The following is a 20,900-nucleotide window of genomic DNA, read 5'->3' as shown; positions in this document are numbered from 1 at the left end:
CGGCAACCGGCGACATTGCGCCCTCTAGGACGGTCCTTCGGGAGGACGGGTTCACTCCAGAGCGGAAAACCGGCTCAAAGCTGGCGGAAAAGGCACGGCATAGGCAGGGCAAGAGCAGCAAAAAAGGCGCCTGCCCGCCGATCGCGGCTTCGGCCCCCCTGGACCCCGGAGCGAGCCCTTCCGGCCCCCCCGGGAACGAACAGGCAGAAAGCGCAGGCAGGATCATCCCATGGGTCTCACGAGCAACAAAGTGCTGGCACTTGCCGTCACGCTGGCCGTGCTGCTGTTCATCGGCACGGTCTGGCTGTGGCCGAGACTGTCACGACGCAGCTGGCAGGCGGTCACCGGTCGCGTCGGGCTGCTCCTCGGCACGCAGATCGCGATCTTCGCGTCGGTGGGGCTCTTCACCAACCAGACCTTCGGGTTCTACGCCACCTGGGCCGACCTCTTCGGCCAGGAGACCGCGCAGGGCGTCGTCGTCGACCACGACACGGCGGGCACCAAGGGCCCGGTGAAGGTCCTCGACACGCAGACCGTCGACGTGCCCGGCGGCGAGCGGCCAGCCGTCGGCGGCCAGATCCAGAAGGTCGACATCCAGGGCCACGCCTCGAAGATCGCCAGCCCCGCGTACGTGTACCTGCCCCCGGAGTACTTCCAGCCGCAGTACCGCCACCGCACCTTCCCCACCGCCGCCGTCCTGACCGGCTACCCCGGCACCACCGAGGCGCTGATCAAGGGCCTGCACTACCCGCAGACCGCGCACCAGCAGGCCAAGCAGGGCAAGATGCAGCCGATGATCCTGGTCATGCTGCGGCCGACGGTGGCGCCGCCGCGCGACACCGAGTGCGTGGACATCCCCGGCGGCCCGCAGGCGGAGACGTTCTTCGCCAGGGACCTGCCCGACGCGATCAGCGAGCACTACCGGGCGGGCAAGAAGCCCGACTCCTGGGGCATCATCGGCGACTCCACGGGCGGCTACTGCGCCCTGAAGCTCGCCATGCACCACCCCGACGTGTACGGGGCGGGGTGGGCCTCTCGGCCTACTACAAGGCGGCCCAGGACGTGACGACCGGCAACCTCTTCCACGGCGACAAGGACCTGGAGAACCAGGCCGACCTGATGTGGTACCTGGACCACATGCCGCCGCCGAAGACCTCCCTGCTCGTCACCACCAGCAAGAAGGGCGAGGGCAATTTCAAGGACACCAAGAAGTTCATCGCGAAGGTGAAAAGCCCCACACGTGTGTCCTCGATCACGCTCGACAGCGGCGGTCACAATTTCAACACGTGGCGCCGGGAGATTCCCGCCTCGCTGGTGTGGATGAGCGGCAGGCTGAGCGGGGGCTCGGACGTGCGGTGACCGCCGATGGGCGGTGACCGTCCGTGGACGGTTACCGGCTACCGGCTACCGGTAACCGGTGAACGTCGAAACGGCCGAGGCGTCCGGTCTGCGGCTCACAACGAATGAATAACGGCTGGCGGAGTGCGATTTCCGCCAGCCGTTATTCGTTGTCCGAATGTCGCCGGTGGTTGTCGCCAGGGGCGCTGCCGGTTCGCAGTCGGTGGCGCCGTCGGCGGCGTTGTCAGTGGCGGTGTCGGTGGCGCCCCGCTCCGCCCGTCGCCCGGTGGGCGCCCCGCGTCACCCGGCGGTCACCGAAGCCACCGTCTCCAGCTCCACGTCCCCGCGCGCGATGTCCCGCGCGTCCGCCGCCGTCGAGCGCCGCAGCGCCTCGTGCAGCCCGGCCGGGGTGAGCACCCCGAGGAACCGGCCCTCGCTGCGCTCGTCGATCACCGCGATCCACCCGGCGTCGTGCTGGAGCATCGTGGAGAACGCCTGCTTCAGGCTCGCCCCGACCGGCAGCCACGCCTCCATGCGCCGGGCGTGCTCGCGCACCGTGCCCTTGCCCAGGCGCGCGTGCTCCGCGGAGATCCAGCCGTGCAGGTTGTTCTCCCCGTCCAGGACGACGGCCCAGCGGGCGTCGAGCGTGGCGGGCAGCGGGTCGTCGAGGTGCACCACCGGCGGCTGCTCCAGGTCGCCCTCCTCGATCGGCGTGACCGACAGGCGCTTCAGGCCCCGGTCCGCGCCCACGAAGTCGGCGACGTACTCCGTGGCGGGCGTGCCGAGGACGGTCGAGGGGGTGTCGAACTGCTCGATGCGGCCGTGTCCGTAGACGGCGATGCGGTCGCCGAGCCGGACCGCCTCCTCGATGTCGTGCGTGACGAACAGCACGGTCTTGCGCACGGACTGCTGGAGGCGGAGGAACTCGTTCTGGAGGTGCTCGCGCACCACCGGGTCGACCGCGCCGAACGGCTCGTCCATCAGCAGCACCGGCGGGTCGGCCGCCAACGCCCGTGCCACGCCGACGCGTTGGCGCTGGCCTCCGGAGAGCTGCTCCGGGTAGCGGTCGCCGTACACCGACGGGTCGAGGCCGACGAGGTCGAGGAGCTCGGCGGCGCGCTCGCGGGCCTTGGCGCGCTTGACGCCGAGCAGGTGCGGGACGGTCGCCGTGTTGTCCAGGACCGTCTTGTGCGGGAAGAGGCCGACCTGCTGGATGACGTAGCCGATGCGGCGGCGCAGCTGGACGGGGTCGATGCCGGATATGTCGTCGCCGTCGAGCAGTATCCGGCCGCTGGTGGGCTCGATGAGCCGGTTCACCATCTTCATCGTCGTGGTCTTGCCGCAGCCCGAAGGGCCGACGAGCGTGACCAGTTCACCCTCGTCGACGTCGAAGGACAGGTCGTCGACGGCGGTCGTGCCGTCCGCGTACCGCTTGGTCACGTGCTCGAACCGGATCATGATTCCCCATTGTGGCGCGGGTTCTGTGAAGGCCGTATTGCGTCGGTCGTACGAGTCTCGGCGATTGTCAGTGCTCGGCGTTAGGGTCGCGGGACAGATGGACGAACGGACGTGTGTGCGCTGAAGCACATGTCCGGGCGGCATGACAACGGGGAAGCGGGGAGGCGGGGCGGGTGAGCAAGCGGAGCTGTCTCGTGACGAACGACTGGATCTGCGGCGAGTACGTCCGCTCGCGCGGCCAGGAGTTGATCGACGCGACGGTGGAGCACGTGGGCATCACGTTCGCCTCGGTGGCGATCGGGGTGGCGGTGTCGCTGCCGCTCGCGCTGCTCGCGCGGCGCTGGCGGTTCCTCGCGGCGCCGATCCTCGGCGTGACGACGGTGCTGTACTCGATCCCGTCCCTGGCGATGTTCTCGCTGCTGCTGCCGTTCTTCGGCCTGTCCGCGTCCCTGGTGGTCACCGGCCTGGTGCTGTACTCGCTGACGATCCTGGTGCGGAACATCCTCGCGGGCCTCCAGGCCGTCCCCGAGGAGGCCAGGGAGGCCGCCAAGGGCATGGGGTACGGCCCGCTGCGGATGCTGTGGGAGGTCGAGCTGCCCCTGGCGCTGCCCGCCCTGCTCGCCGGGGTGCGCATCACGACGGTGTCCACGGTCGCGCTCACCACCGTCGGCGCCATCGTCGACAAGGGCGGCCTCGGCACGATGATCCTCGACGGCCTCGACACCCAGTTCAAGGCGCAGGTCCTCACGGCCTCGGCGCTGTGCGTCGCCCTCGCGATCACCGCCGACCTGCTGCTGCTCGCGCTCCAGCGCTGGCTGACGCCCTGGACGCGGGTCCGTCGCATACGTACGAGCCGCTCCGCCCCCGCGGCGGACGCGGCCACCGGCCCGGTGAAGGTGGCGGAGCCCGTATGAACGCGCTATCCGGGGCCTACGACTGGCTGACCACGTCCGCCAACTGGCAGGGCGAGAAGGGGGTGTGGCACCGGCTCGCCGAGCACCTCTACTTCAGCGGGGTGTGCCTCGCCGCGGCCTGCCTGATCGCGCTGCCCATCGCGCTGTTCCTCGGCCACATCGGCAAGGGCGGCGCCCTCGCGGTCAACATCTCGAACGTGGGCCGCGCGGTGCCGACGCTCGCCGTCCTGATCCTCCTCACGCTCACGCCGCTCGGCGAGCACGGGGACGTGCCGACGCTGATCGCGCTGGTCCTCTTCGCCGTGCCGCCGCTGCTCACCAACACGTACATCGGCGTGCGCGAGGTGGACCGCTCGGTCGTGGAGGCCGCGCGCGGCATGGGCATGAGCGGGCGTCAGGTGTTCGCCCGGGTCGAGCTGCCGCTGGCGTACCCGCTGATCATGACGGGCGTGCGGTCGGCGGCGGTGCAGATCGTCGCCACGGCCACGCTCGCCGCGATGGCGGGGAGGGCGGCCTCGGGCGGATCATCACGCTCGGGTTCAACCTCCAGGACACGCCGCAGGTCGTCGCGGGCGCGTTCCTGGTGGCGGTGCTCGCCCTGGTCGTGGAGGGCGTGCTGGTGCTCCTCGGCCGCGCCTTCGACCCGATGCGGGGGCGGACCCGTGCGTGACCTGGCGGTGCGCCTTGGGGGTGCCGGGGGCGCCGGCTTGGCGCCTGGTGCCGCCGTGGCGTCCGGTGCGGGCCTGGCCTCCCGTGCCGTCATGGCATCCGGTGCCGTCTTGACGCCTGGTGCCGTCATGGCCTCCCGTGCCGTCATGGCGTCCGGTGCCGTCTTGGCGCCTGGAGCTGCCCTAGCCCTGGCCCCTGGCGTCGCCACGGCCTCCGGCGCGGTCATGGTGTCTGGTGCCCCTGCGGTTTCCGGCGTCGGCCCGGCGTGCGGTGCTGCTCCGGCGTGCGGTGTTGGCCCGGCGTGCGGCGCCGCCCCGGCCTCCGCGGCTCCTCCGATCCTCTGGTCCTCCGGCCGTCCGGCCCGGGGTCCTCGTCACTCTCGAATGGTGGTTCACCGATGAACAGCAAGGCGCGTCGCGCGCGACGGATGGCAGGGGCGGTCTCGGCCGTGGTGGCGCTGACCGCGGGGCTCACCGCGTGCGGCGGCGACAGCCTGGAGGACGACAAGGGGTCGGACGGCGGCAAGGGCGGCGTCGTGGTGGGCTCCGCGCGGTTCACCGAGCAGAAGGTGCTCGCCGAGCTGTACGCGGGCGTGCTGCGGGACGCCGGATACGACGCGTCGGTCAAGACCGTGCAGAACCGCGAGGTGTACGAGCCGCAGCTGAAGAAGGGCGCCATCGACGTGGCGCCCGAATACGCGGCGACGCTCGCCGAATTCCTCAACCTGAAGAAGAACGGCCCGAAGGCCAAGCCGGTCGCCTCAAGTGATCTTGAAGCGACGTATCAGGCGCTCACCAAGCTGGCCGAGGAGCGCGGCCTCAAGGCGCTCCCGGCGGGCGAGGCCGTCGACCAGAACGCGTTCGCGGTGAGCGCGGAATACGCCAGGAAGCACAAGCTCAAGACGCTTTCGGATCTCGGCAGGTCCGGCGAGAAGGTCCGCATCGCCGCCGGTGACGAATGCGACACGCGCCCGTTCTGCGCGCCCGGCCTGAAGTCGAAGTACGGCATCGACGTCGCCGGAATCGACCCCAAGGGCGTCGGCACCACCCAGTCCAAGCAGGCCGTGAAGAACGGTCAGGACCAGCTCGTCCTGACCACCACCACGGACGCCACGCTGAAGAACTTCGACCTGGTGATCCTCAAGGACGACAAGAAGCTCCAGAACGCCGACAACATCCTTCCGGTGGTGAACGCGGAGTCGGCCGGGGACAAGGGCATAGCCAAGGCGCTCGCCAAGCTCACCAAGACGCTCACGACGGACGACCTCATCGAACTGAACCGCAAGGTCGACGAGGAACGGCAGAAGGAAGCGGATGTCGCGAAGGACTATCTGGAGTCGAAGGGGCTGATCAAGAAGTAAGGGCCGCGGACGGGCCGAGTTCGCCCGGCCGGTGCCGAGGAAGGTTGCTGACCGGGGAACTCGGCGGCCCCTGAGACCGTCTGTAGGGGAAAGCGGAACTCACGCGCGCCGGGTTGCGGAATCCGCCCCGCGGGGGTGAGGTGACCGGGCGGGGAGAGAAGTCGCTCAGTACGGTGGGGAGTTGCTGTGGGGGAACGCGGATTTTGGCGGGCGGGGCACCAGACTTCGCCTACGCGCGGTAAGTTTCTGGCCATGCCACGTGGACGTCACCGCCATTCCCCACCACTGCACAGGCTGCTTCCCCCGTCGGCGGTCGCAGGCTTCTCCCTCGTCTGCGCCGGCGGCGCCTGGATGTTCGCGGAACCCGTCGTGCTCCGCGGCCTGGTCGCCGCCTCGGCTGCGAGCGCCGTCCTGGGCTCGGTCGTCATGCGCCGCTGGGACCGGGCGGCGGGCAAGCGGGTCGCCGAGCTGGGCCGTGCCCGCGCCAGCGACGAGTGGCGCTACGAGGAGCGGATAGCCGAGTGCGAGTCCGACCTCGAAGAGGCACGCGCGCTGCGGGCCAAGCTGGAGCAGAAGCTGCGCTCCAAGCGGGCGGAGCTGGCCAACCTGCGCAACGAACACGCCGCGCTCCTGCGCCGGTACGCGACCGCGGAGACCGAGCGCGCCAGCGCCCTCGAAGGGCGGCGCCTGCTCGCTATAGGGGCCACCGAACCGACGCGTGAGCTGCTCCCCGCCGAGACCCCGGAGGACACCGGCGCGGACGGCGAGCCGGGCACGGGCACGGGCCTCGCGCCGACGCTGTACGAGCAGGCCAGGGCGGCGCTCGCCCGCCTGGAGCGGGGCGGCTCCGCGACCGGCGCGGACGCGGACGCCGTGGACGCCGCAGACGCCCCGGAGGGCCGCGTCGCCGACGAGGCGGACGTGGCGGACCCCACCGGCGCGGAGGACGCGGACGGCGATGACGCGGCTGTCCGTGCGGAGGCCGACGCGGCCGCCGGTGGTGACGCCGACGCGGACGACGCCCAGGACGGGCCCCCGGCGAACGCCGGGCACGAGCGTGCCGCCGCCCGGCACTTCACGGTTCCCGCCGGGGCCGCCGCGGCCGTCGTGCCGCCCGCGCAGGTGCGGCGCCCCGTCACCGAAGGCGGCTTCGACTTCTTCGGCACGAAGGGCGGAGCGGCGAAGACCGCGGCCCCCGCCGCCCTCGACGAGGTGCAGAACGCGGACCTCGCCGACGTGGTGGGCGAGGAGGCCCTCGCCGTGCACAAGGCCGCGTCCGAGGCCGAGTTCAAGCCGTCCGACGCGGCGACCGACGCCGAGCGCGGCGTCGGCCAGGTCATCGACCTGACGGCGCACGACGAGACGGAGCAGATCGACGTCGAGGGCCTGCGGACGGCGCTCCAGGCATAGCCCTAGCCCTCGGCTCCCGGCGTAGCCCTAGCCCTCGGCTCCCGGCGCGGGCCCGCCCAGGGTTCCGGCGCGGACGCGGACGCCGCTTCGGGGAGGAACGGTCCTCCACGGAGCGGCGTTTCTCGTATGCCGTACGCGTCTCGTATGCCGTACGTGCCTCGTATGCCGTACGTGCCTTAAATCCCGTACGCACCTCGTACCCCGTGCGCACCGGGTGGCGGAGCCGCCGTGACCACCCACCGGCTGGGGCGTCCGGTGGCGGAGACAGGCCCCCGCCTCAGGCCATCCAGCGGTCCGGCCGCGCCTCCCGCCGCCCCGTGCGCGAGCGCTCCGCCTGGCTCTCCAGGAGGGCCGTCGCCTCAGGCGTGGGCCGCAGCCGCGCGGTCACCGTCTCGTTCGCCCCCGTGTCGACCTTCACGTCGGCCACGCCCTTGAACCGCTCCCAGGGCCCCTGCACCAGCCGTACGCTCTGCACCTTCGCGTGCGGCACCAGTGACAGGCGCCGCCGGAACAGGCCGTGCCGCGCCGCGAACACCGCGTCCGTGACGGCGAGCCCATGCCCCCGCCACCACAGCGGCACGCACCACGCGGCCCGCGTGGGCGGCGGCACGATCTCCTCCGCCGACGGCACCCGCACCCCCGGCAGCACCTGCGCGATCAGCGACTCGGCGACCGCGCGCGGGGCCACCGGCACCAGGACGCCGTTGGCCGACCCGGCCACGTCCAGCTCCACCCGCACCCAGCCCAGGCGCCGCCACAGCAGCGGCTCGACAAGGCTGACGGTCTGCACCCGGCCGGGCGGCACCGTCTCGTGCGCCTTGTCGAGCAGGCCGTGGTCGATGCGGAGCCCGTCCGGGGACTCGCCCACCGTCCAGTCGTACTCCGCGACGAACCGGCCGCCGCTGCTCGCGAAGGCGCCGCCCAGCATCGGCAGCGCGGTCGCGATGACGGTCCACGGGTTGTGCGTGGCGAACCACAGGACCGTCGGCACGGTGAGCGCGGCCAGGGTGAGCAGCCAGGGGGCGCCGGTGAGCAGCAGGGAGACGGCGAGCATGCGGGGCGGCACGTGCAGCAGGGTGCGCACGGGGGCCTCGCCCACCTCGTGGGCGGTCTCCGGGGCGAAACCGGCGGCCCGCGCGAGGAGTTCGGCGCGCAGCGCGGCGGCCTCCCGCTCGCCGAGATAGGCCAGTTCGTCCTTCTTGTCCGCGCCGACGACGTCCAGCTTGAGCTTGGTGACGCCGACGACGCGGGCCAGCAGGGGCTGCGTCATGTCGACGGCCTGGAGGCGGTCGAGCCGGATGTGCGCGGTGCGCCGGAACAGCAGGCCCGTACGGATGCGCAGCTCGGTGTCGGTGACCGCGAAGTGCGTGAACCACCAGCTCAGGAAGCCGTACAGGGCGCCGCCGACGACCACGGCCGTGGCGCCGAGCGCGAGCGTGGTCGCGGTCAGCTCGGAGAGCCTGCGCTGGGTGCCGTCCGGGTCGTGGAAGGCCCAGCCGACGAGTACGGCGATGGGGGCCCAGGCGCGGCGCAGCGGGGTGACGGGATGCAGCCGCCGCTCGCCCTGGCCGGGGGCCTTGACCGGCTGCCGGTCCGCCTCGGCTGTCGGGTTCCCCGGGCCCTGCTGCCCGGCACCGGCCGAACCGTCTCCCGCTGAGGGGCCCGTCCTAGCGGCGCCCGCCGCCGCTTCGGCGGGACGGGTCACTCCGGAGTGCCCCATGTCCCTGGAAGGACCCATGTCTCCGGAGGGCCCGATGTCCCCGGAGGGGCCCACGCCCCCGGAGGGGCCCACGCCCCCGGAGGGGCCCACGCCCCCGGAGGGACCCGCGTCCCCGGAGGGGCCCGCTCCTCCATGCCCGGCCCCGGCCCCGGTCCCCGCCCCAGGCCCAGGGGCCAGCCCCCCGTTCACAGCCCCGCCGATCGGGCCTCGCCGAGTTCGGTGAGGCGGTCGCGGAGGCGCTCGGCCTCCTGGGGGTCGAGGCCGGGGATGCGGGCGTCGGTGGCGGCGGCCGCCGTGTGGAGCTGGACTCCGGCGAGGCCGAAGTGCCGCTCCACGGGGCCGGAGGTGACCTCGACGAGCTGCATGCGGCCGTACGGCACGATCGTCTCCTCGCGCCACAGGACGCCGCGGCTGATGAGGAGGTCGTCGGCGCGCTCGGCGTACCGCCACGACTGCCAGTTCCGCTCCAGGAGGAACCAGCTCCAGGCCGCCGTGGCCAGCGGCAGCGCGGCGAACGCGGCCCACGCGGGCCCGACGAACAGCCAGAGCACCACGCCGAGCGCCCCCGCGAGCGGCACCAGCCACACCACGAGCAGCATCCGGCGCATGCGCAGCAGCCCCCGGGGCAGCCCGGTCCACACCGGCTCCCCCGCGAACGCCCCGGCCGCCCCGGCCGCCCCGGCCGCCCCTGACGTCCCGGGTCCCTCGGCCCGCTGCGGTCCCGGCGCCGTCCCCGACGCTCCCGTCGTCCCCGTCGTCCCCGTGTCCATGCGACAAGCCTACGTACGGCATCTGACAGTGGCGTGGCCGCGCGCGTGCGTCAGACTGTGCGCATGAGCCCCACGACGGAGCACACCGGCAAGACGCAGGCAGCGCGGCGTACGGGGTCGGCCGTGACGACGGTCGGCGTCGGCGGCGCGGCCGAGAGCACCGACATGGTGCTCAACATCGGCCCGCAGCACCCCTCGACGCACGGCGTGCTGCGCCTTCGGCTCGTCCTGGACGGCGAGCGCATCGAGCGCGCGGAGCCGGTCATCGGCTATATGCACCGCGGCGCGGAGAAGCTGTTCGAGGCGCGGGACTACCGGCAGATCGTGATGCTGGCCAACCGGCACGACTGGCTGTCGGCGTTCTCGAACGAGCTGGGCGTGGTCCTCGCCGTCGAGCGGATGCTCGGCATGGAGGTGCCCGAGCGCGCGGTGTGGACGCGCACGCTGCTCGCCGAGCTGAACCGGGTCCTGAACCACCTGATGTTCCTCGGGTCGTACCCGCTCGAACTGGGCGGCATCACCCCGGTCTTCTACGCGTTCCGGGAGCGCGAGGAGCTGCAGAACGTCATGGAGGAGATCTCCGGCGGCCGCATGCACTACATGTTCAACCGGGTCGGCGGCCTCAAGGAGGACCTGCCCGCCGGGTGGACCGCCCGCGCGCGTGCCGCCGTCGCCGCGGTGCGCTCCCGGATGGACGTGTACGACCGCCTGGTGCTCGGCAACGAGATCTTCCGGGGCCGCACCCGGGGCGTGGGCGTCCTCTCCGAAGAGGCGGTCCACGCCTACGGGGTGAGCGGTCCCATCGCCCGCGCCTCCGGAGTGGACTTCGACCTGCGCCGCGACGAGCCGTATCTGGCGTACGGGGAGCTGGGGGACGTCCTGAGGGTGGTGACCCGGCGGGAGGGCGACTGCCTGGCCCGCTTCGAGTGCCTCCTGGAGCAGACGCACAACGCCCTGGACCTCGCGGACGCCTGCCTCGACCGGATCGCGGAGCTGCCGCGGGGCCCCATCAACCAGCGCCTGCCGAAGGTCCTCAAGGCCCCGGAGGGCCACACGTACGCGTGGACGGAGAACCCGCTCGGCATCAACGGCTACTACCTGGTGTCCAAGGGCGAGAAGACGCCGTACCGGCTCAAGCTGCGCTCGGCCTCGTACAACAACATCCAGGCGCTCACGGAGCTGCTGCCGGGGCAGCTGGTCGCCGACATGGTGGCGATCCTCGGGTCACTGTTCTTCGTGGTCGGCGACATCGACAAGTAGCGGGTCCGCGATCCCCACCGGCTGGGTCAGCCAGCCGAAGTCGCCGAGCCCGCCGGGCGCCGTCAGCTCCGCGGCCTCGCCCGCGCGCGCGAGGAGGCGCACGTACGCGGCCGGGTCGCTGGAGGCCAGCGACAGCGGCGGGCGGCCGCCGTGGACGCCCAGGCAGCGCAGGGCCGCGCGCTGGGTGAGCAGCCGCGCCCCGGGCAGCGCGCACGCGTCCAGCGCCACATGGGCGGTGATGTCGCCGCTCCCGTCGGGCACGGGCGGCGTCTCGCGGCCCGCGCGGAAGCCGGTGAGGGTGCCGAAGGGCGGGCGTGCGGCGCGGGTGTGGGCGTAGTCCACGGCGACGGCCAGGCCCCGGGCGAGGGTCGCCACGGCGGCCGCCCAGGCCTCGTCCCGGGGGCGGCCGATCTCCGCGCGCAGGCCGGGCTCGGGCCCCACCGGCCACCACCGGGCGAGCCACTCGGCGTCCGGGCCGTCCACGGGGGCGCCCAGCTCCTCTGTGCCGTCGTCGTCTACGTAGACACGGCACAGGGTGCCGTCGGCGTCCCGCTCGACGACGTCCAGGGGCACGTTGTCCAGCCACTCGTTGGCGAAGAGGAGACCGGTGACGGGGGCGGGGGGCTCCGCGCGCCACAGGACGCGGGGGTCGGCGTCCCCGGGGCGCCGGGCGCGCTCCACGGCGTAGGCGCGCGTACGGTCGGCGACGGACTCCGGCAGGCGGTCCAGCACGGCGGCGGTCAGCTCGCCGCGGCCCGCCCCCATGTCGACGAACGCCAGCTCCTCGGGGTGCCCGAGAGCCGTGTCGACGCGGCACAGGAGGCGGGCCACGGCGTGCGCGAACAGGGGCGACGCGTGCACGGACGTACGGAAGTGACCGGCGGGCCCCTCCGGGCGCCGGTAGAAGCCGCGGGGCCCGTACAGCGCCTCCTCGGTGGCTTCCCGCCACCCGCGCGCGGCCCGGCGTACGCCACCCGCCGCGCTCTGTGCCTCATTCGTCACAGTGAGAAGGCTATGCGGGCCTCCACCTTGGGGAGTACGAGGCGGTCGCAGGGATCGCCCCTCCGGTTGACCCGAGGGGCCTGACACGTTGCCTACGCTGGGTTACGTGCAGCGTCTCTATGACTTTCTCCGCAGACACCCGACGGGAGTCGACGCCTTCTGGGCGCTCGTCCTGCTGGGCATCTCCGGCGTGAGCGCGCTGTCCATGGCGGAGACGCAGTACCGGGACCCGACGCCCTGGGTGATCCCCGTCATCGTCGGCTACAGCGTCGTGATCACGCTGCGCCGCCGGATGACGGAGAAGATGCTGCTGCTCGCGGCGGCCCTCGGGGTCCTGCAGCTCGTGTGCGACGTGGAGCAGCAGCCCGCGAACTTCGCCATGCTCGTGATCATCTACACGGCCGCGGCGGACGGCGCGAAGTGGGCCTCCCGGTTCGCGCTCGTGGGCGGCCTGGCGGCGGCCCCGCTGGCGCAGCTGCGCTGGCCCGAGGAGGAGGTCGGCGCCCTGGGCGGCATCCTCGTCACGCTCTTCACGGTCGTGCCGTTCGCCCTCGCCTGGGTGCTCGGCGACTCCATCCGCACCCGCCGCGCCTATCTGGCGCAGCTGGAGGAGCGGGCCGCGCGCCTGGAGAAGGAGCGCGAGGCGCAGGCCAAGGTCGCCGTCGCGGCTGAGCGGGCCCGCATCGCCCGCGAGCTGCACGACGTGGTCGCGCACAACGTCTCCGTGATGGTGGTCCAGGCCGACGGCGCCGCCTACGTCCTGGACGCCGCCCCCGACCAGGCCAAGCAGGCCCTCGCGACCATCTCCGGCACCGGCCGCCAGGCCCTGGCCGAGATGCGCCGCCTGCTCGGCGTGCTGCGCACGGGCGAGCCGGAGGAGAGCGGCGAGTACGTGCCGCAGCCGGACGTCGAGCAGCTCAACGAACTCATCGAGCAGGTGCGCGGCGCGGGCCTGCCCGTCGACTTCAAGGTGGAGGGCACCCCGCGCCCGCTGCCCAGCGGCGTCGAGCTGACGGCGTACCGCATCGTGCAGGAGGCGCTCACCAACACCCGCAAGCACGGCGGCGAGAACGCGGGCGCCAGCGTCCGCCTCGTCTACTTCGACGACGGCCTCGGCCTGCTCGTCGAGGACGACGGCAAGGGCGCCCCGCACGAGCTGTACGAGGACGGCGGCGCCGACGGCAGGGGGCACGGCCTGATCGGCATGCGCGAGCGCGTCGGCATGGTCGGAGGCACCCTGGACGCGGGGCCGCGGCCGGGCGGAGGATTCCGCATCAGCGCGCTGCTGCCCCTGAAACCCGCACACTGACACCTGTCACCCCGATGCCGACCCCACGCCGCCGCCACGCCGCCACGCCGCCCCGAAGTCCGCGACGACCCGCCCGGCCCCCGATCCGCCCCGCTCTCGCCCGTCCACGATCCGCTCGCATCACCTGGTCCTGACGACGACGGTGATCGCTCCCCGAAGGGACCGCTAGATGTCCATCCGCGTGATGCTCGTCGACGACCAGGTGCTGCTGCGCACCGGATTCCGGATGGTGCTCGCCGCCCAGCCGGACATGGAGGTCGTCGCCGAGGCGGGCGACGGCGTCGAGGCCCTTCAGGCGCTGCGCTCCACCGCGGTCGACGTGGTGCTGATGGATGTGCGCATGCCGAAGCTGGACGGCGTGGAGACGACGCGGCGCATCTGCTCGGACGCCAACCCTCCGAAGGTGCTCATCCTGACCACCTTCGACCTCGACGAGTACGCCTTCTCCGGCCTGAAGGCGGGCGCCTCCGGGTTCATGCTCAAGGACGTGCCGCCCGCCGAGCTGCTGGCCGCGATCCGGGCCGTGCACAGCGGTGACGCGGTGGTCGCGCCGTCCACGACGCGGCGCCTGCTGGACCGGTTCGCGCCGATGCTCCCGGGCACGGCCGGGCAGCCGCAGCACAAGGAGCTGGAGCGGCTCACGGACCGCGAGCGCGAGGTCATGGTGCTCGTCGCCCAGGGCCTGTCGAACGGCGAGATCGCGGCGCGCCTGGTGCTCTCCGAAGCGACGGTGAAGACGCACGTGGGGCGCATCCTGACCAAGCTGGGGCTGCGGGACCGGGTGCAGGTCGTGGTGCTGGCGTACGAGACGGGGCTGGTGCGGGCGGGCGGCGGCGGGGGTGACGCCCCCGAGGGGGTACGCCCCTGGCTGGCCTGGCGGGCCTGACGGGCCCGTGGCGTCGCTCCTGGGCGCCGGACGGGCCGACGGAGCCCAGGACGGGGCCGACGGAGCCCAGGACGGTCCGGGGAGCCTAGCGGAGCACCCCCTCGATGAACTCGCTGCCGAGGCGGGAGACCACGCCCAGGTCCAGCTGGTGCTGCACATAGCGCCCGCGGCGGCGGGTGGTGATCAGCTCGGCCTTCTTCAGGACGCTCAGGTGCCGGGATATCTCCGGGGCCGTCATGCCGTGCGCGTCGGCCAACTCGCCCGTGGTGTACGACCCGCGGGCCAGGTGGCGGCACAGGCGCATGCGCACCGGGTGGGAGAGCGCGGCCATGCGGCGGGTGAGCTGCTCCACGGAGGCGGGCTCGGTGAGCCCCGGGGACGTGATCGGGTACGTGATGGAGGACTGCCAGCCGTACCGGTGCAGGACCATCAGGTGGGGCCAGCCGAGGCTGGTGGGGACGAGCACCAGGCCGCCGTCGCCCGTCCTGGTGTGGCCCGAGGCCATCTTGTCGACCGTGATGCGGCGGGCTTCCTCGTCGAGCGTCACCGCGCGGGACATCGCGCTCAGCGCCTCGCGGAGGCCCTTGCGGCGCAGCAGCTCGGTCTTGTGCCGCGCGTCCGCGGCGAGCTGGTGGCTCAGGCGGCACCAGGTGTCCGCGAAGAACGCCTCGTCGCAGTCCTGCATCAGCTGCCGGAACCAGGCGCGCACGGCGGGCGGGTCGCTCAGGAGGCGCTGGGTGAACCGCACTTGGTGCTCGCCGCGGGCGGCGGCCAGGTCCAGGGCGTGGCGGCGCGTCACCGGGTCGTTCAACGGGTCCGTCACGCGGTTCCGGTCGTAGGCGAGCTGGCAGGTGAACTCCAGGGCGGCGTCCACGAACTGCTCGTCCGTCAGCTTGTCCAGCAGGTCCAGCTCCTCGGTGAGCGTCGCTCCGGGGAGGGCGCTCTTGCCGGGGATCCCGGCGAACGGCGCGAAGACGTCGGAGAACGTCGTCCGCCACAGGAAGTCCGCCTCGCACAGGCGGTCCGCGAGGCTGGGGTCGAGGCGCGCGGAGACGGCCGACGCCCAGCCCTGAAGCCCCGGGTGGTGACCGGGCTCGGACAGCGCGTGCAGCGCCATGCCCAGCTCGGCGAGGGGCGAGGGCACGACATGGACCCGCTCCGGCGTCAGGCCGGTGATGTCGATGCTCACGCTCATGACCCCATGGTGCACCCGGGCACTGACAACGCCGTCGTCGATTGACGACTGCCGTCAATCGACGGGACCTGGCCCCTGGGCCTTGTGCAGGGTGGAGTCACCGCCGACCTCCCGTCGGCACGGGGCGCCGATGCCGCCGCCCTCCCCGCGTGGGGTGCCGCCCCCGTCGGGGCGCCGCCTCTATGGGGCTTCGCCCCTTTCCCCTCTGTTGCCGCTTCGCGGCTCGTCCCCAAGCGCCGGACGGGCTTGCGTGCGCCTGATATGTCAGCTTTTACGTGAAAGGTCGTACGTCATGAGCGTCACCCAGCAGTACCTTCTCGACACCTACCGCGCCGCCCAGCACGGTGACCCGACGCCGCCCGCCCCGGGGGCCGACGACTGGCAGGCCGTGCGCGAGGTGCGCGACTACGGGCGCTTCGCCGCCGTGGTGCGGGAGCGGCCCGCGCGCGGGCGGGTGCGGGCCGCCCTGCGGCGGTTCGCGGGCGCCGTCAGGGGAGGCGGCGTACGAACTCCGCGACCGCTTCCCTGACGTCGTCCGCCGTCCACGCCAGGCCCGGCTCGTTGACCGTGACCTCGGTGACGGACAGACCCGGCGGCCCGTCAGCGAACCAGCGCCAGAAGAGCAGGGTCCCGGTCTCCTCGGCCTGGGCCAGCGCCGCCTCGTTCAGGGCGTCGGCCCCGTACGGCAGCCACACCTGGAACTGGTGGGTGTGCGGCGGGTCGGGGTGCACGCGCGACCAGGGCACCGGGCTCGACGCCAGCGCCTCGCGCAGCGCGTCCGCCACCACGCGCGCGTGGGCGACGTACGCGGGCAGCCGCGGCAGCACCCGCCGCAGGCCGAGCAGCGCGGCCAGAGCCGTGGGGAACTGCTGGAAGCCCAGGCCCCCGTAGCGGTGCCGCCAGGCGCGCGCCTCGTCGACGAGGGTGCCGGGACCGGCGAGCGCGGCCCCGGCGAGGCCTTCGAGGGACTTGTAGAACGACACGTAGACGCTGTCCGCGAGCGCCGCGATCTCGTCCAGGGGACGGCCGAAGTGGGGCGTGCACTCCCACAGGCGCGCCCCGTCGAAGTGCACGACGGCGTCCCGCTCGCGCGCCGCCGCCACGACGTCCTGGAGCTCCTCCCAGGAGGGCAGGACAAAACCGGGCTCCCTGAGCGGCAGTTCGAGCATCAGCGTCCCGAAGGGCTCTTCGAAGTCGCGTACGTCGTCGGCCGTGGGGGAGCGCGGCGCGTCCGTGGGGTGCACCGTGCGCAGGCCGCTCACTACGGAGAGGGCGCCGCGCTCGTGGACCTCCGGGTGGGCGCTCGGGTGCAGCGCCACCGTCGCGTTGCCGGTGCGGCCCGCCCAGGAGCGCAGGGCCGCCTGCTGGGCCTGGGTGCCCGTCGGGAAGAACACGGCGGCCTCCTTGCCCAGCAGCCGCGCCACCTCGTCCTCCAGGTCGGCGACGACCCCGTCCCCGTACAGGTCGACCGGCTGGTCCAGGTCCGCCACGGCGGCGGCCCCTTCGGTGAGGCCCGCCAGGCGCTCGCCGAGCGAGACGGTGGCCGGGGGCCGCGACAGCAGCTTCCGGGCGCCCCGGGCGGCCGCGATCCGCCGCGCCCGGTCGTCGTCCGGCCCGTGGTCCGGCCCGTGGTCCGGCCCGTCGTGTGGCCCGTCGCCCGGCCCGGCGTGTGGCCTGTCGTGTGGCGTCTCTTCCGGCACCCCGTGCGGCGCGTCGTGTGCGGTCATCCACAGATCATCGCGCGCGGTCGTACGAATGCCCACAGCCTGTGGACAGCCGACGGCGCGGCGCCCACCGATAGCGTTAGCATGACGAGAAATCGTCCGGTACCCCGAGCGGACTGGAACGGAAGGCGTCATCGCGTGAACGCACCTCACCGGCCGGAGCAGCACTCAGACCCCAGGGACCGCCCCGCCCGCCTCGCCGTCGGCGTCGTCGGCGCGGGCCGCGTCGGCCCCGCGCTGGCGGCCGCGCTGCAGCTCGCCGGGCACCGCCCCGTCGCCGTGTCCGGGGTCTCCGACAGCTCCGTGCGGCGCGCCGCCGCGATGCTGCCCGACGTGCCGCTCGTGCCGCCCGCCGACGTCCTGGCCCGCGCCGACCTGGTCCTGCTCACGGTGCCGGACGACGCGCTGCCCGGCCTCGTCGAAGGGCTCGCCGAGACCGGCGCCGTGCGCCCCGGCCAGCTCCTGGTGCACACCTCCGGGCGGTACAGCACCAAGGTCCTCGACCCCGCGCTGCGCGCCGGTGCGCTGCCGCTCGCGCTGCACCCGGCCATGACGTTCACCGGCACCCCCGTCGACGTCCAGCGGCTCGCCGGGTGCTCCTTCGGAGTGACCGCCCCCGACGAGCTGCGGCTCGCCGCGGAGGCGCTGGTCATCGAGATGGGCGGCGAACCCGAGTGGATCGCCGAAGAGTCCCGCCCGCTCTACCACGCGGCGCTCGCACTCGGCGCGAACCACCTGGTCACGCTGGTCGCCGAGGCCATGGAGCTGCTCCGGGAGGCAGGCGTCGCCGCCCCGGACCGCATGCTCGGCCCGCTCCTCGGCGCGGCCCTGGACAACGCCCTGCGCTCCGGAGACGCCGCCCTCACCGGCCCCGTCGCGCGCGGCGACGCGGGCACGGTCGCGGCGCACGTCGCCGAGCTGCGCAAGCACGCCCCGGGCACCGTCGCCGGATACCTGGCGATGGCCCGCGCCACCGCCGACCGCGCGCTCGCCCACGGCCTGCTCAAGCCGGAGCTCGCCGAGGACCTGCTCGGCGTCCTCGCGGGCGCCGTGCCCGGCACCGGCACCCCGGGCACCGGCGGCGGCCACGGCGACACCCCTGGCGGCCACGGCGACACCCCTGACGGAGGAGAGCGATGACCGGCCCGACGACCCTGCTGCACACGGCCGCCGAGCTGCGCGCCCGTACGCGGACCGGCCGCCGTGCCGTGGTCATGACCATGGGCGCCCTGCACGAGGGCCACGCCACGCTGATCCGCACCGCGCGCCAGACAGCGGGCCCGGACGGCGAGGTCGTCGTCACGGTCTTCGTGAACCCCCTCCAGTTCGGCGCGGGCGAGGACCTGGAGCGCTACCCGCGCACCCTGGAGGCGGACCTCAAGACCGCCGAGCAGGCGGGCGCGGACGTCGTGTTCGCCCCCTCCGTAGAGGAGGTCTACCCGGGCGGCGAGCCCCAGGTGCGGGTCACCGCCGGGCCCATGGGCCGGGTCCTGGAAGGCGCCACCCGCCCCGGCCACTTCGACGGCGTCCTCACCGTCGTCGCCAAGCTGCTGCACCTGACGGCGCCCGACGTGGCCCTGTTCGGCCAGAAGGACGCCCAGCAGCTCGCCGTGATCCGCCGCATGGTGCGGGACCTGAACTTCCCCGTGGAGATCGTCGGCGTGCCCACGGTCCGCGAGGAGGACGGCCTGGCCCGCTCCAGCCGCAACCGCTATCTGTCCCCCGAGGAGCGCCGCACCGCCCTCGCCCTGTCCCACGCCCTGTTCGCGGGCCGCGACCGGCACGCCGCCCAGGAGGCCCTGCGCGCCCGGGCCGCCCTCGCCCCCGCCACCCACGCGCGCGCGGACGCGCTGAACGCCCTGGGGGAGTCCCGCGCCGCCGCCGACGCGCACGCCGTCGCCCAGGCGGCGCCCGCCGGGCCCGACGCCGTGCGCGCCGCCGCCCGCCAGGTCCTCGACGAGGCGGCCCGGCTGCGCCCCCGCTGGTCCTCGACTACGTGGCGCTCGTCGACCCCGCCGACTTCCAGGAGATCGGCCCCGGCCACCGCGGCGAGGCGATCCTCGCCGTCGCCGCCAAGGTCGGCACCACCCGCCTCATCGACAACATCCCGCTGACCTTCGGAGCGACCGCGTGAAGGCCCGCCCGACCGCGAACGGAGCCTTCGCATGACCCCCACCGGCATACGGCTGCACGCCCCGCGCCCGGCTGGGCCCTCGACGCGGACGTCGTGGTCGTCGGCTCCGGAGTGGCCGGACTGACCGCGGCCCTGCGCTGCTCGGCGGCGGGCCTGAAGACCGTCGTCGTCACCAAGGCCCGCCTGGACGACGGCTCCACGCGCTGGGCGCAGGGCGGCATAGCGGCCGCCCTCGGCGACGGCGACACCCCTCAGCAGCACCTGGACGACACCCTGGTGGCGGGCGCGGGCCTGTGCGACGAGGAGGCGGTGCGCACTCTCGTCACCGAGGGCCCCGACGCCGTACGCCGCCTGATCGCGACCGGCGCCCGCTTCGACGAGTCCGCCGCCGGGGGCCTCGCCCTCACCCGCGAGGGCGGCCACCACCGCCGCCGCATCGCGCACGCGGGCGGCGACGCGACCGGCGCGGAGATCTCCCGCGCCCTGGTCGAGGCGGTCCGCGCCCAGGGCGTGCCGACCGTGGAGAACGCCCTGGTCCTTGACCTCCTGACGGACGCCGACGGGCGCACGGCGGGCGTCACCCTGCACGTCATGGGCGAGGGCCAGCACGACGGCGTGGGCGCCGTCCACGCGCCCGCCGTGGTGCTCGCCACCGGCGGCATGGGCCAGGTCTTCGCGGCGACGACGAACCCCTCGGTGTCCACGGGCGACGGCGTCGCGCTCGCCCTGCGCGCGGGCGCGGAGGTCTCCGACCTGGAGTTCGTGCAGTTCCACCCGACCGTGCTCTTCCTGGGCCCCGACGCGGAGGGGCAGCAGCCGCTGGTCTCCGAAGCCGTGCGCGGCGAGGGCGCGCACCTGGTGGACGCGGACGGCGTGCGCTTCATGGTGGGCGCCCACGAGCTGGCCGAGCTGGCCCCGCGCGACATCGTCGCCAAGGGCATCCTGCGCCGCATGCTGGAGCAGGGCGCCGAGCACATGTACCTGGACGCCCGCCACTTCGGCGCCGACATGTGGGCCACGCGCTTCCCGACGATCCTCGCCGCCTGCCGCGCCCACGGCATCGACCCCGTCACCGAGCCCATCCCGGTGGCCCCGGCGGCGCACTACGCCTCCGGGGGAGTCCGCACGGACGCGCACGGCCGCACCACGGTCGCGGGCCTGTACGCGTGCGGCGAGGTCGCCTGCACGGGCGTGCACGGGGCGAACCGGCTCGCCTCCAACTCCCTCCTGGAGGGCCTGGTCTACGCCGAGCGCATCGCCGCCGACATCGCCGCCCGGCACGCCGACGGCACCCTCCACGCGCGCGTACCGGCCCCCGTGGCCGCCCCGGAGCAGCCGTCCCACCCGCTGCTCCCCCGGAGGCCCGGTTCGCCATCCAGCGGATCATGACCGAGGGCGCCGGAGTGCTTCGCTCCGAGGCCTCGCTCGCCGAGGCCGCGGACCGGCTCGCCCGCGTCCACGCGGACGCGGCGGGCGCGCTCGCCGAGGACGGCAAGACCGCCGAGCCGGGCGTGGAGTCCTGGGAGGCCACCAACCTCCTGTGCGTGGCCCGCGTCCTGGTGGCGGCGGCGCGGCGGCGCGAGGAGACTCGTGGCTGCCACTGGCGCGAGGACCACGCGGACCGCGACGACGAGGCGTGGGGGCGCCACATCGTCGTACGCCTCGCTCCGGACCGGACCCTCGTGACCCGCACCACCGACAACGCACGCTTTCCCAGCACCCAGGAGCAGTGACCGACGTGAGCACCCCGA

14 protein-coding genes and 4 pseudogenes are annotated in these 20,900 nt (G+C 73.7%); 12 read left to right on the top strand and 6 right to left on the bottom strand.

Annotated elements, in window-relative coordinates; genetic code table 11:
• The first annotated feature begins 229 nt into the window (after positions 1–229).
• Positions 230–1,359 (top strand): annotated as a pseudogene (locus tag ACOBQU_RS17020) (alpha/beta hydrolase).
• A 279-nt stretch (positions 1,360–1,638) separates the two neighbouring features.
• Here the strand turns inward: ACOBQU_RS17020 and ACOBQU_RS17015 are convergent.
• Entirely contained in the window at positions 1,639–2,796 is a 1,158-nt protein-coding gene (locus ACOBQU_RS17015) for an ABC transporter ATP-binding protein (protein ID WP_423627906.1), read from the bottom strand.
• Between the two features lie 173 nt (positions 2,797–2,969).
• Between ACOBQU_RS17015 and ACOBQU_RS17010 the strand changes: the two genes are divergently transcribed.
• The 4 genes and pseudogenes from ACOBQU_RS17010 to ACOBQU_RS16995 all read left to right on the top strand — a co-directional run bounded on the left by ACOBQU_RS17010 (position 2,970) and on the right by ACOBQU_RS16995 (position 7,149).
• On the top strand, positions 2,970–3,710 hold the full coding sequence (locus ACOBQU_RS17010; protein WP_423627905.1) for an ABC transporter permease: 741 nt from the start codon (positions 2,970–2,972) through the stop codon (positions 3,708–3,710).
• Positions 3,707–4,380 (top strand): annotated as a pseudogene (locus ACOBQU_RS17005) (ABC transporter permease). The gene ACOBQU_RS17010 and the pseudogene ACOBQU_RS17005 overlap by 4 nt, the downstream one beginning before the upstream one ends.
• A gap of 396 nt (positions 4,381–4,776) precedes the next feature.
• Positions 4,777–5,739, top strand: a complete 963-nt coding sequence (locus ACOBQU_RS17000) for an ABC transporter substrate-binding protein (RefSeq protein WP_423627903.1) — start codon at positions 4,777–4,779, stop codon at positions 5,737–5,739.
• Between the two features lie 252 nt (positions 5,740–5,991).
• Positions 5,992–7,149, top strand: a complete 1,158-nt coding sequence (locus ACOBQU_RS16995) for a hypothetical protein (RefSeq protein WP_423627902.1) — start codon at positions 5,992–5,994, stop codon at positions 7,147–7,149.
• A 277-nt stretch (positions 7,150–7,426) separates the two neighbouring features.
• Here the strand turns inward: ACOBQU_RS16995 and ACOBQU_RS16990 are convergent, their stop codons facing one another.
• Both ACOBQU_RS16990 and ACOBQU_RS16985 read right to left on the bottom strand, forming a co-directional pair.
• On the bottom strand, positions 7,427–8,854 hold the full coding sequence (locus tag ACOBQU_RS16990) for a PH domain-containing protein (RefSeq protein WP_423627900.1): 1,428 nt from the start codon (positions 8,852–8,854) through the stop codon (positions 7,427–7,429).
• A 200-nt stretch (positions 8,855–9,054) separates the two neighbouring features.
• Complete coding sequence (locus tag ACOBQU_RS16985; RefSeq protein WP_423627898.1) at positions 9,055–9,639, bottom strand: PH domain-containing protein; 585 nt, start codon at positions 9,637–9,639, stop codon at positions 9,055–9,057.
• A gap of 165 nt (positions 9,640–9,804) precedes the next feature.
• Here ACOBQU_RS16985 and ACOBQU_RS16980 point away from each other — a divergent pair, with 165 nt between their 5' ends.
• Positions 9,805–10,899 carry an NADH-quinone oxidoreductase subunit D gene (locus ACOBQU_RS16980; protein ID WP_423634551.1) on the top strand — a complete coding sequence of 365 codons (1,095 nt, stop codon included), beginning with the start codon at positions 9,805–9,807 and terminating at the stop codon, positions 10,897–10,899.
• Here the strand turns inward: ACOBQU_RS16980 and ACOBQU_RS16975 are convergent.
• Positions 10,864–11,901 (bottom strand): SAM-dependent methyltransferase, encoded by a 1,038-nt coding sequence (locus ACOBQU_RS16975; RefSeq protein ID WP_423627896.1) that lies wholly within the window; start codon positions 11,899–11,901, stop codon positions 10,864–10,866. The two genes, ACOBQU_RS16980 and ACOBQU_RS16975, sit on opposite strands and share 36 nt — an antisense overlap.
• Before the next feature lie 106 nt (positions 11,902–12,007).
• Here ACOBQU_RS16975 and ACOBQU_RS16970 point away from each other — a divergent pair, with 106 nt between their 5' ends.
• Together ACOBQU_RS16970 and ACOBQU_RS16965 are read left to right on the top strand one after the other, a co-directional pair.
• Complete coding sequence (locus ACOBQU_RS16970; protein WP_423627894.1) at positions 12,008–13,210, top strand: sensor histidine kinase; 1,203 nt, start codon at positions 12,008–12,010, stop codon at positions 13,208–13,210.
• Positions 13,211–13,379: 169 nt separating this feature from the next.
• Positions 13,380–14,096 (top strand): response regulator, encoded by a 717-nt coding sequence (locus ACOBQU_RS16965; protein ID WP_423627892.1) that lies wholly within the window; start codon positions 13,380–13,382, stop codon positions 14,094–14,096.
• Positions 14,097–14,181: 85 nt separating this feature from the next.
• On the opposite strand, the gene ACOBQU_RS16960 is transcribed toward ACOBQU_RS16965, so the two are convergent.
• Entirely contained in the window at positions 14,182–15,291 is a 1,110-nt protein-coding gene (locus ACOBQU_RS16960) for a DUF5937 family protein (protein WP_423627890.1), read from the bottom strand.
• 292 nt (positions 15,292–15,583) lie between these two features.
• Here ACOBQU_RS16960 and ACOBQU_RS16955 point away from each other — a divergent pair, with 292 nt between their 5' ends.
• Positions 15,584–15,820: a hypothetical protein gene (locus tag ACOBQU_RS16955; protein WP_423627888.1), complete on the top strand. Its 237-nt coding sequence runs from the start codon at positions 15,584–15,586 to the stop codon at positions 15,818–15,820.
• Here ACOBQU_RS16955 and ACOBQU_RS16950 read toward each other — a convergent pair.
• Positions 15,780–17,018, bottom strand: a complete 1,239-nt coding sequence (locus tag ACOBQU_RS16950) for a threonine aldolase family protein (protein WP_423627886.1) — start codon at positions 17,016–17,018, stop codon at positions 15,780–15,782. The genes ACOBQU_RS16955 and ACOBQU_RS16950 overlap by 41 nt on opposite strands.
• An 81-nt stretch (positions 17,019–17,099) precedes the next feature.
• Here ACOBQU_RS16950 and ACOBQU_RS16945 point away from each other — a divergent pair, with 81 nt between their 5' ends.
• From ACOBQU_RS16945 to ACOBQU_RS16935, 3 genes and pseudogenes are all read left to right on the top strand, one after another.
• Positions 17,100–18,155 (top strand): Rossmann-like and DUF2520 domain-containing protein, encoded by a 1,056-nt coding sequence (locus tag ACOBQU_RS16945; protein ID WP_423627885.1) that lies wholly within the window; start codon positions 17,100–17,102, stop codon positions 18,153–18,155.
• Positions 18,152–19,149: pseudogene (gene panC, locus ACOBQU_RS16940) on the top strand (pantoate--beta-alanine ligase). The gene ACOBQU_RS16945 and the pseudogene panC overlap by 4 nt, the downstream one beginning before the upstream one ends.
• Positions 19,150–19,180: 31 nt before the next feature.
• Positions 19,181–20,882 (top strand): annotated as a pseudogene (locus ACOBQU_RS16935) (L-aspartate oxidase).
• Positions 20,883–20,900: the final 18 nt, after the last annotated feature.

Source organism: Streptomyces sp. G45 (assembly GCF_049542095.1).
Taxonomy (GTDB): Bacteria; Actinomycetota; Actinomycetes; order Streptomycetales; family Streptomycetaceae; genus Streptomyces.
This window is presented reverse-complemented; position numbering and strand designations above follow the sequence as displayed.

Bases quoted from the DNA above. Each gene is read 5' to 3' on its own strand.
- ACOBQU_RS17015 (WP_423627906.1), bottom strand. From the start codon at position 2,796: ATGATCCGGTTCGAGCACGTGACCAAGCGGTACGCGGACGGCACGACC.
- ACOBQU_RS17000 (WP_423627903.1), top strand. From the start codon at position 4,777: ATGAACAGCAAGGCGCGTCGCGCGCGACGGATGGCAGGGGCGGTCTCG.
- ACOBQU_RS16995 (WP_423627902.1), top strand. From the start codon at position 5,992: ATGCCACGTGGACGTCACCGCCATTCCCCACCACTGCACAGGCTGCTT.
- ACOBQU_RS16985 (WP_423627898.1), bottom strand. From the start codon at position 9,639: ATGGACACGGGGACGACGGGGACGACGGGAGCGTCGGGGACGGCGCCG.
- ACOBQU_RS16980 (WP_423634551.1), top strand. From the start codon at position 9,805: ATGGTGCTCAACATCGGCCCGCAGCACCCCTCGACGCACGGCGTGCTG.
- ACOBQU_RS16965 (WP_423627892.1), top strand. From the start codon at position 13,380: ATGTCCATCCGCGTGATGCTCGTCGACGACCAGGTGCTGCTGCGCACC.
- ACOBQU_RS16960 (WP_423627890.1), bottom strand. From the start codon at position 15,291: ATGAGCGTGAGCATCGACATCACCGGCCTGACGCCGGAGCGGGTCCAT.
- ACOBQU_RS16955 (WP_423627888.1), top strand. From the start codon at position 15,584: ATGAGCGTCACCCAGCAGTACCTTCTCGACACCTACCGCGCCGCCCAG.
- ACOBQU_RS16950 (WP_423627886.1), bottom strand. From the start codon at position 17,018: ATGACCGCACACGACGCGCCGCACGGGGTGCCGGAAGAGACGCCACAC.
- ACOBQU_RS16945 (WP_423627885.1), top strand. From the start codon at position 17,100: ATGACGAGAAATCGTCCGGTACCCCGAGCGGACTGGAACGGAAGGCGT.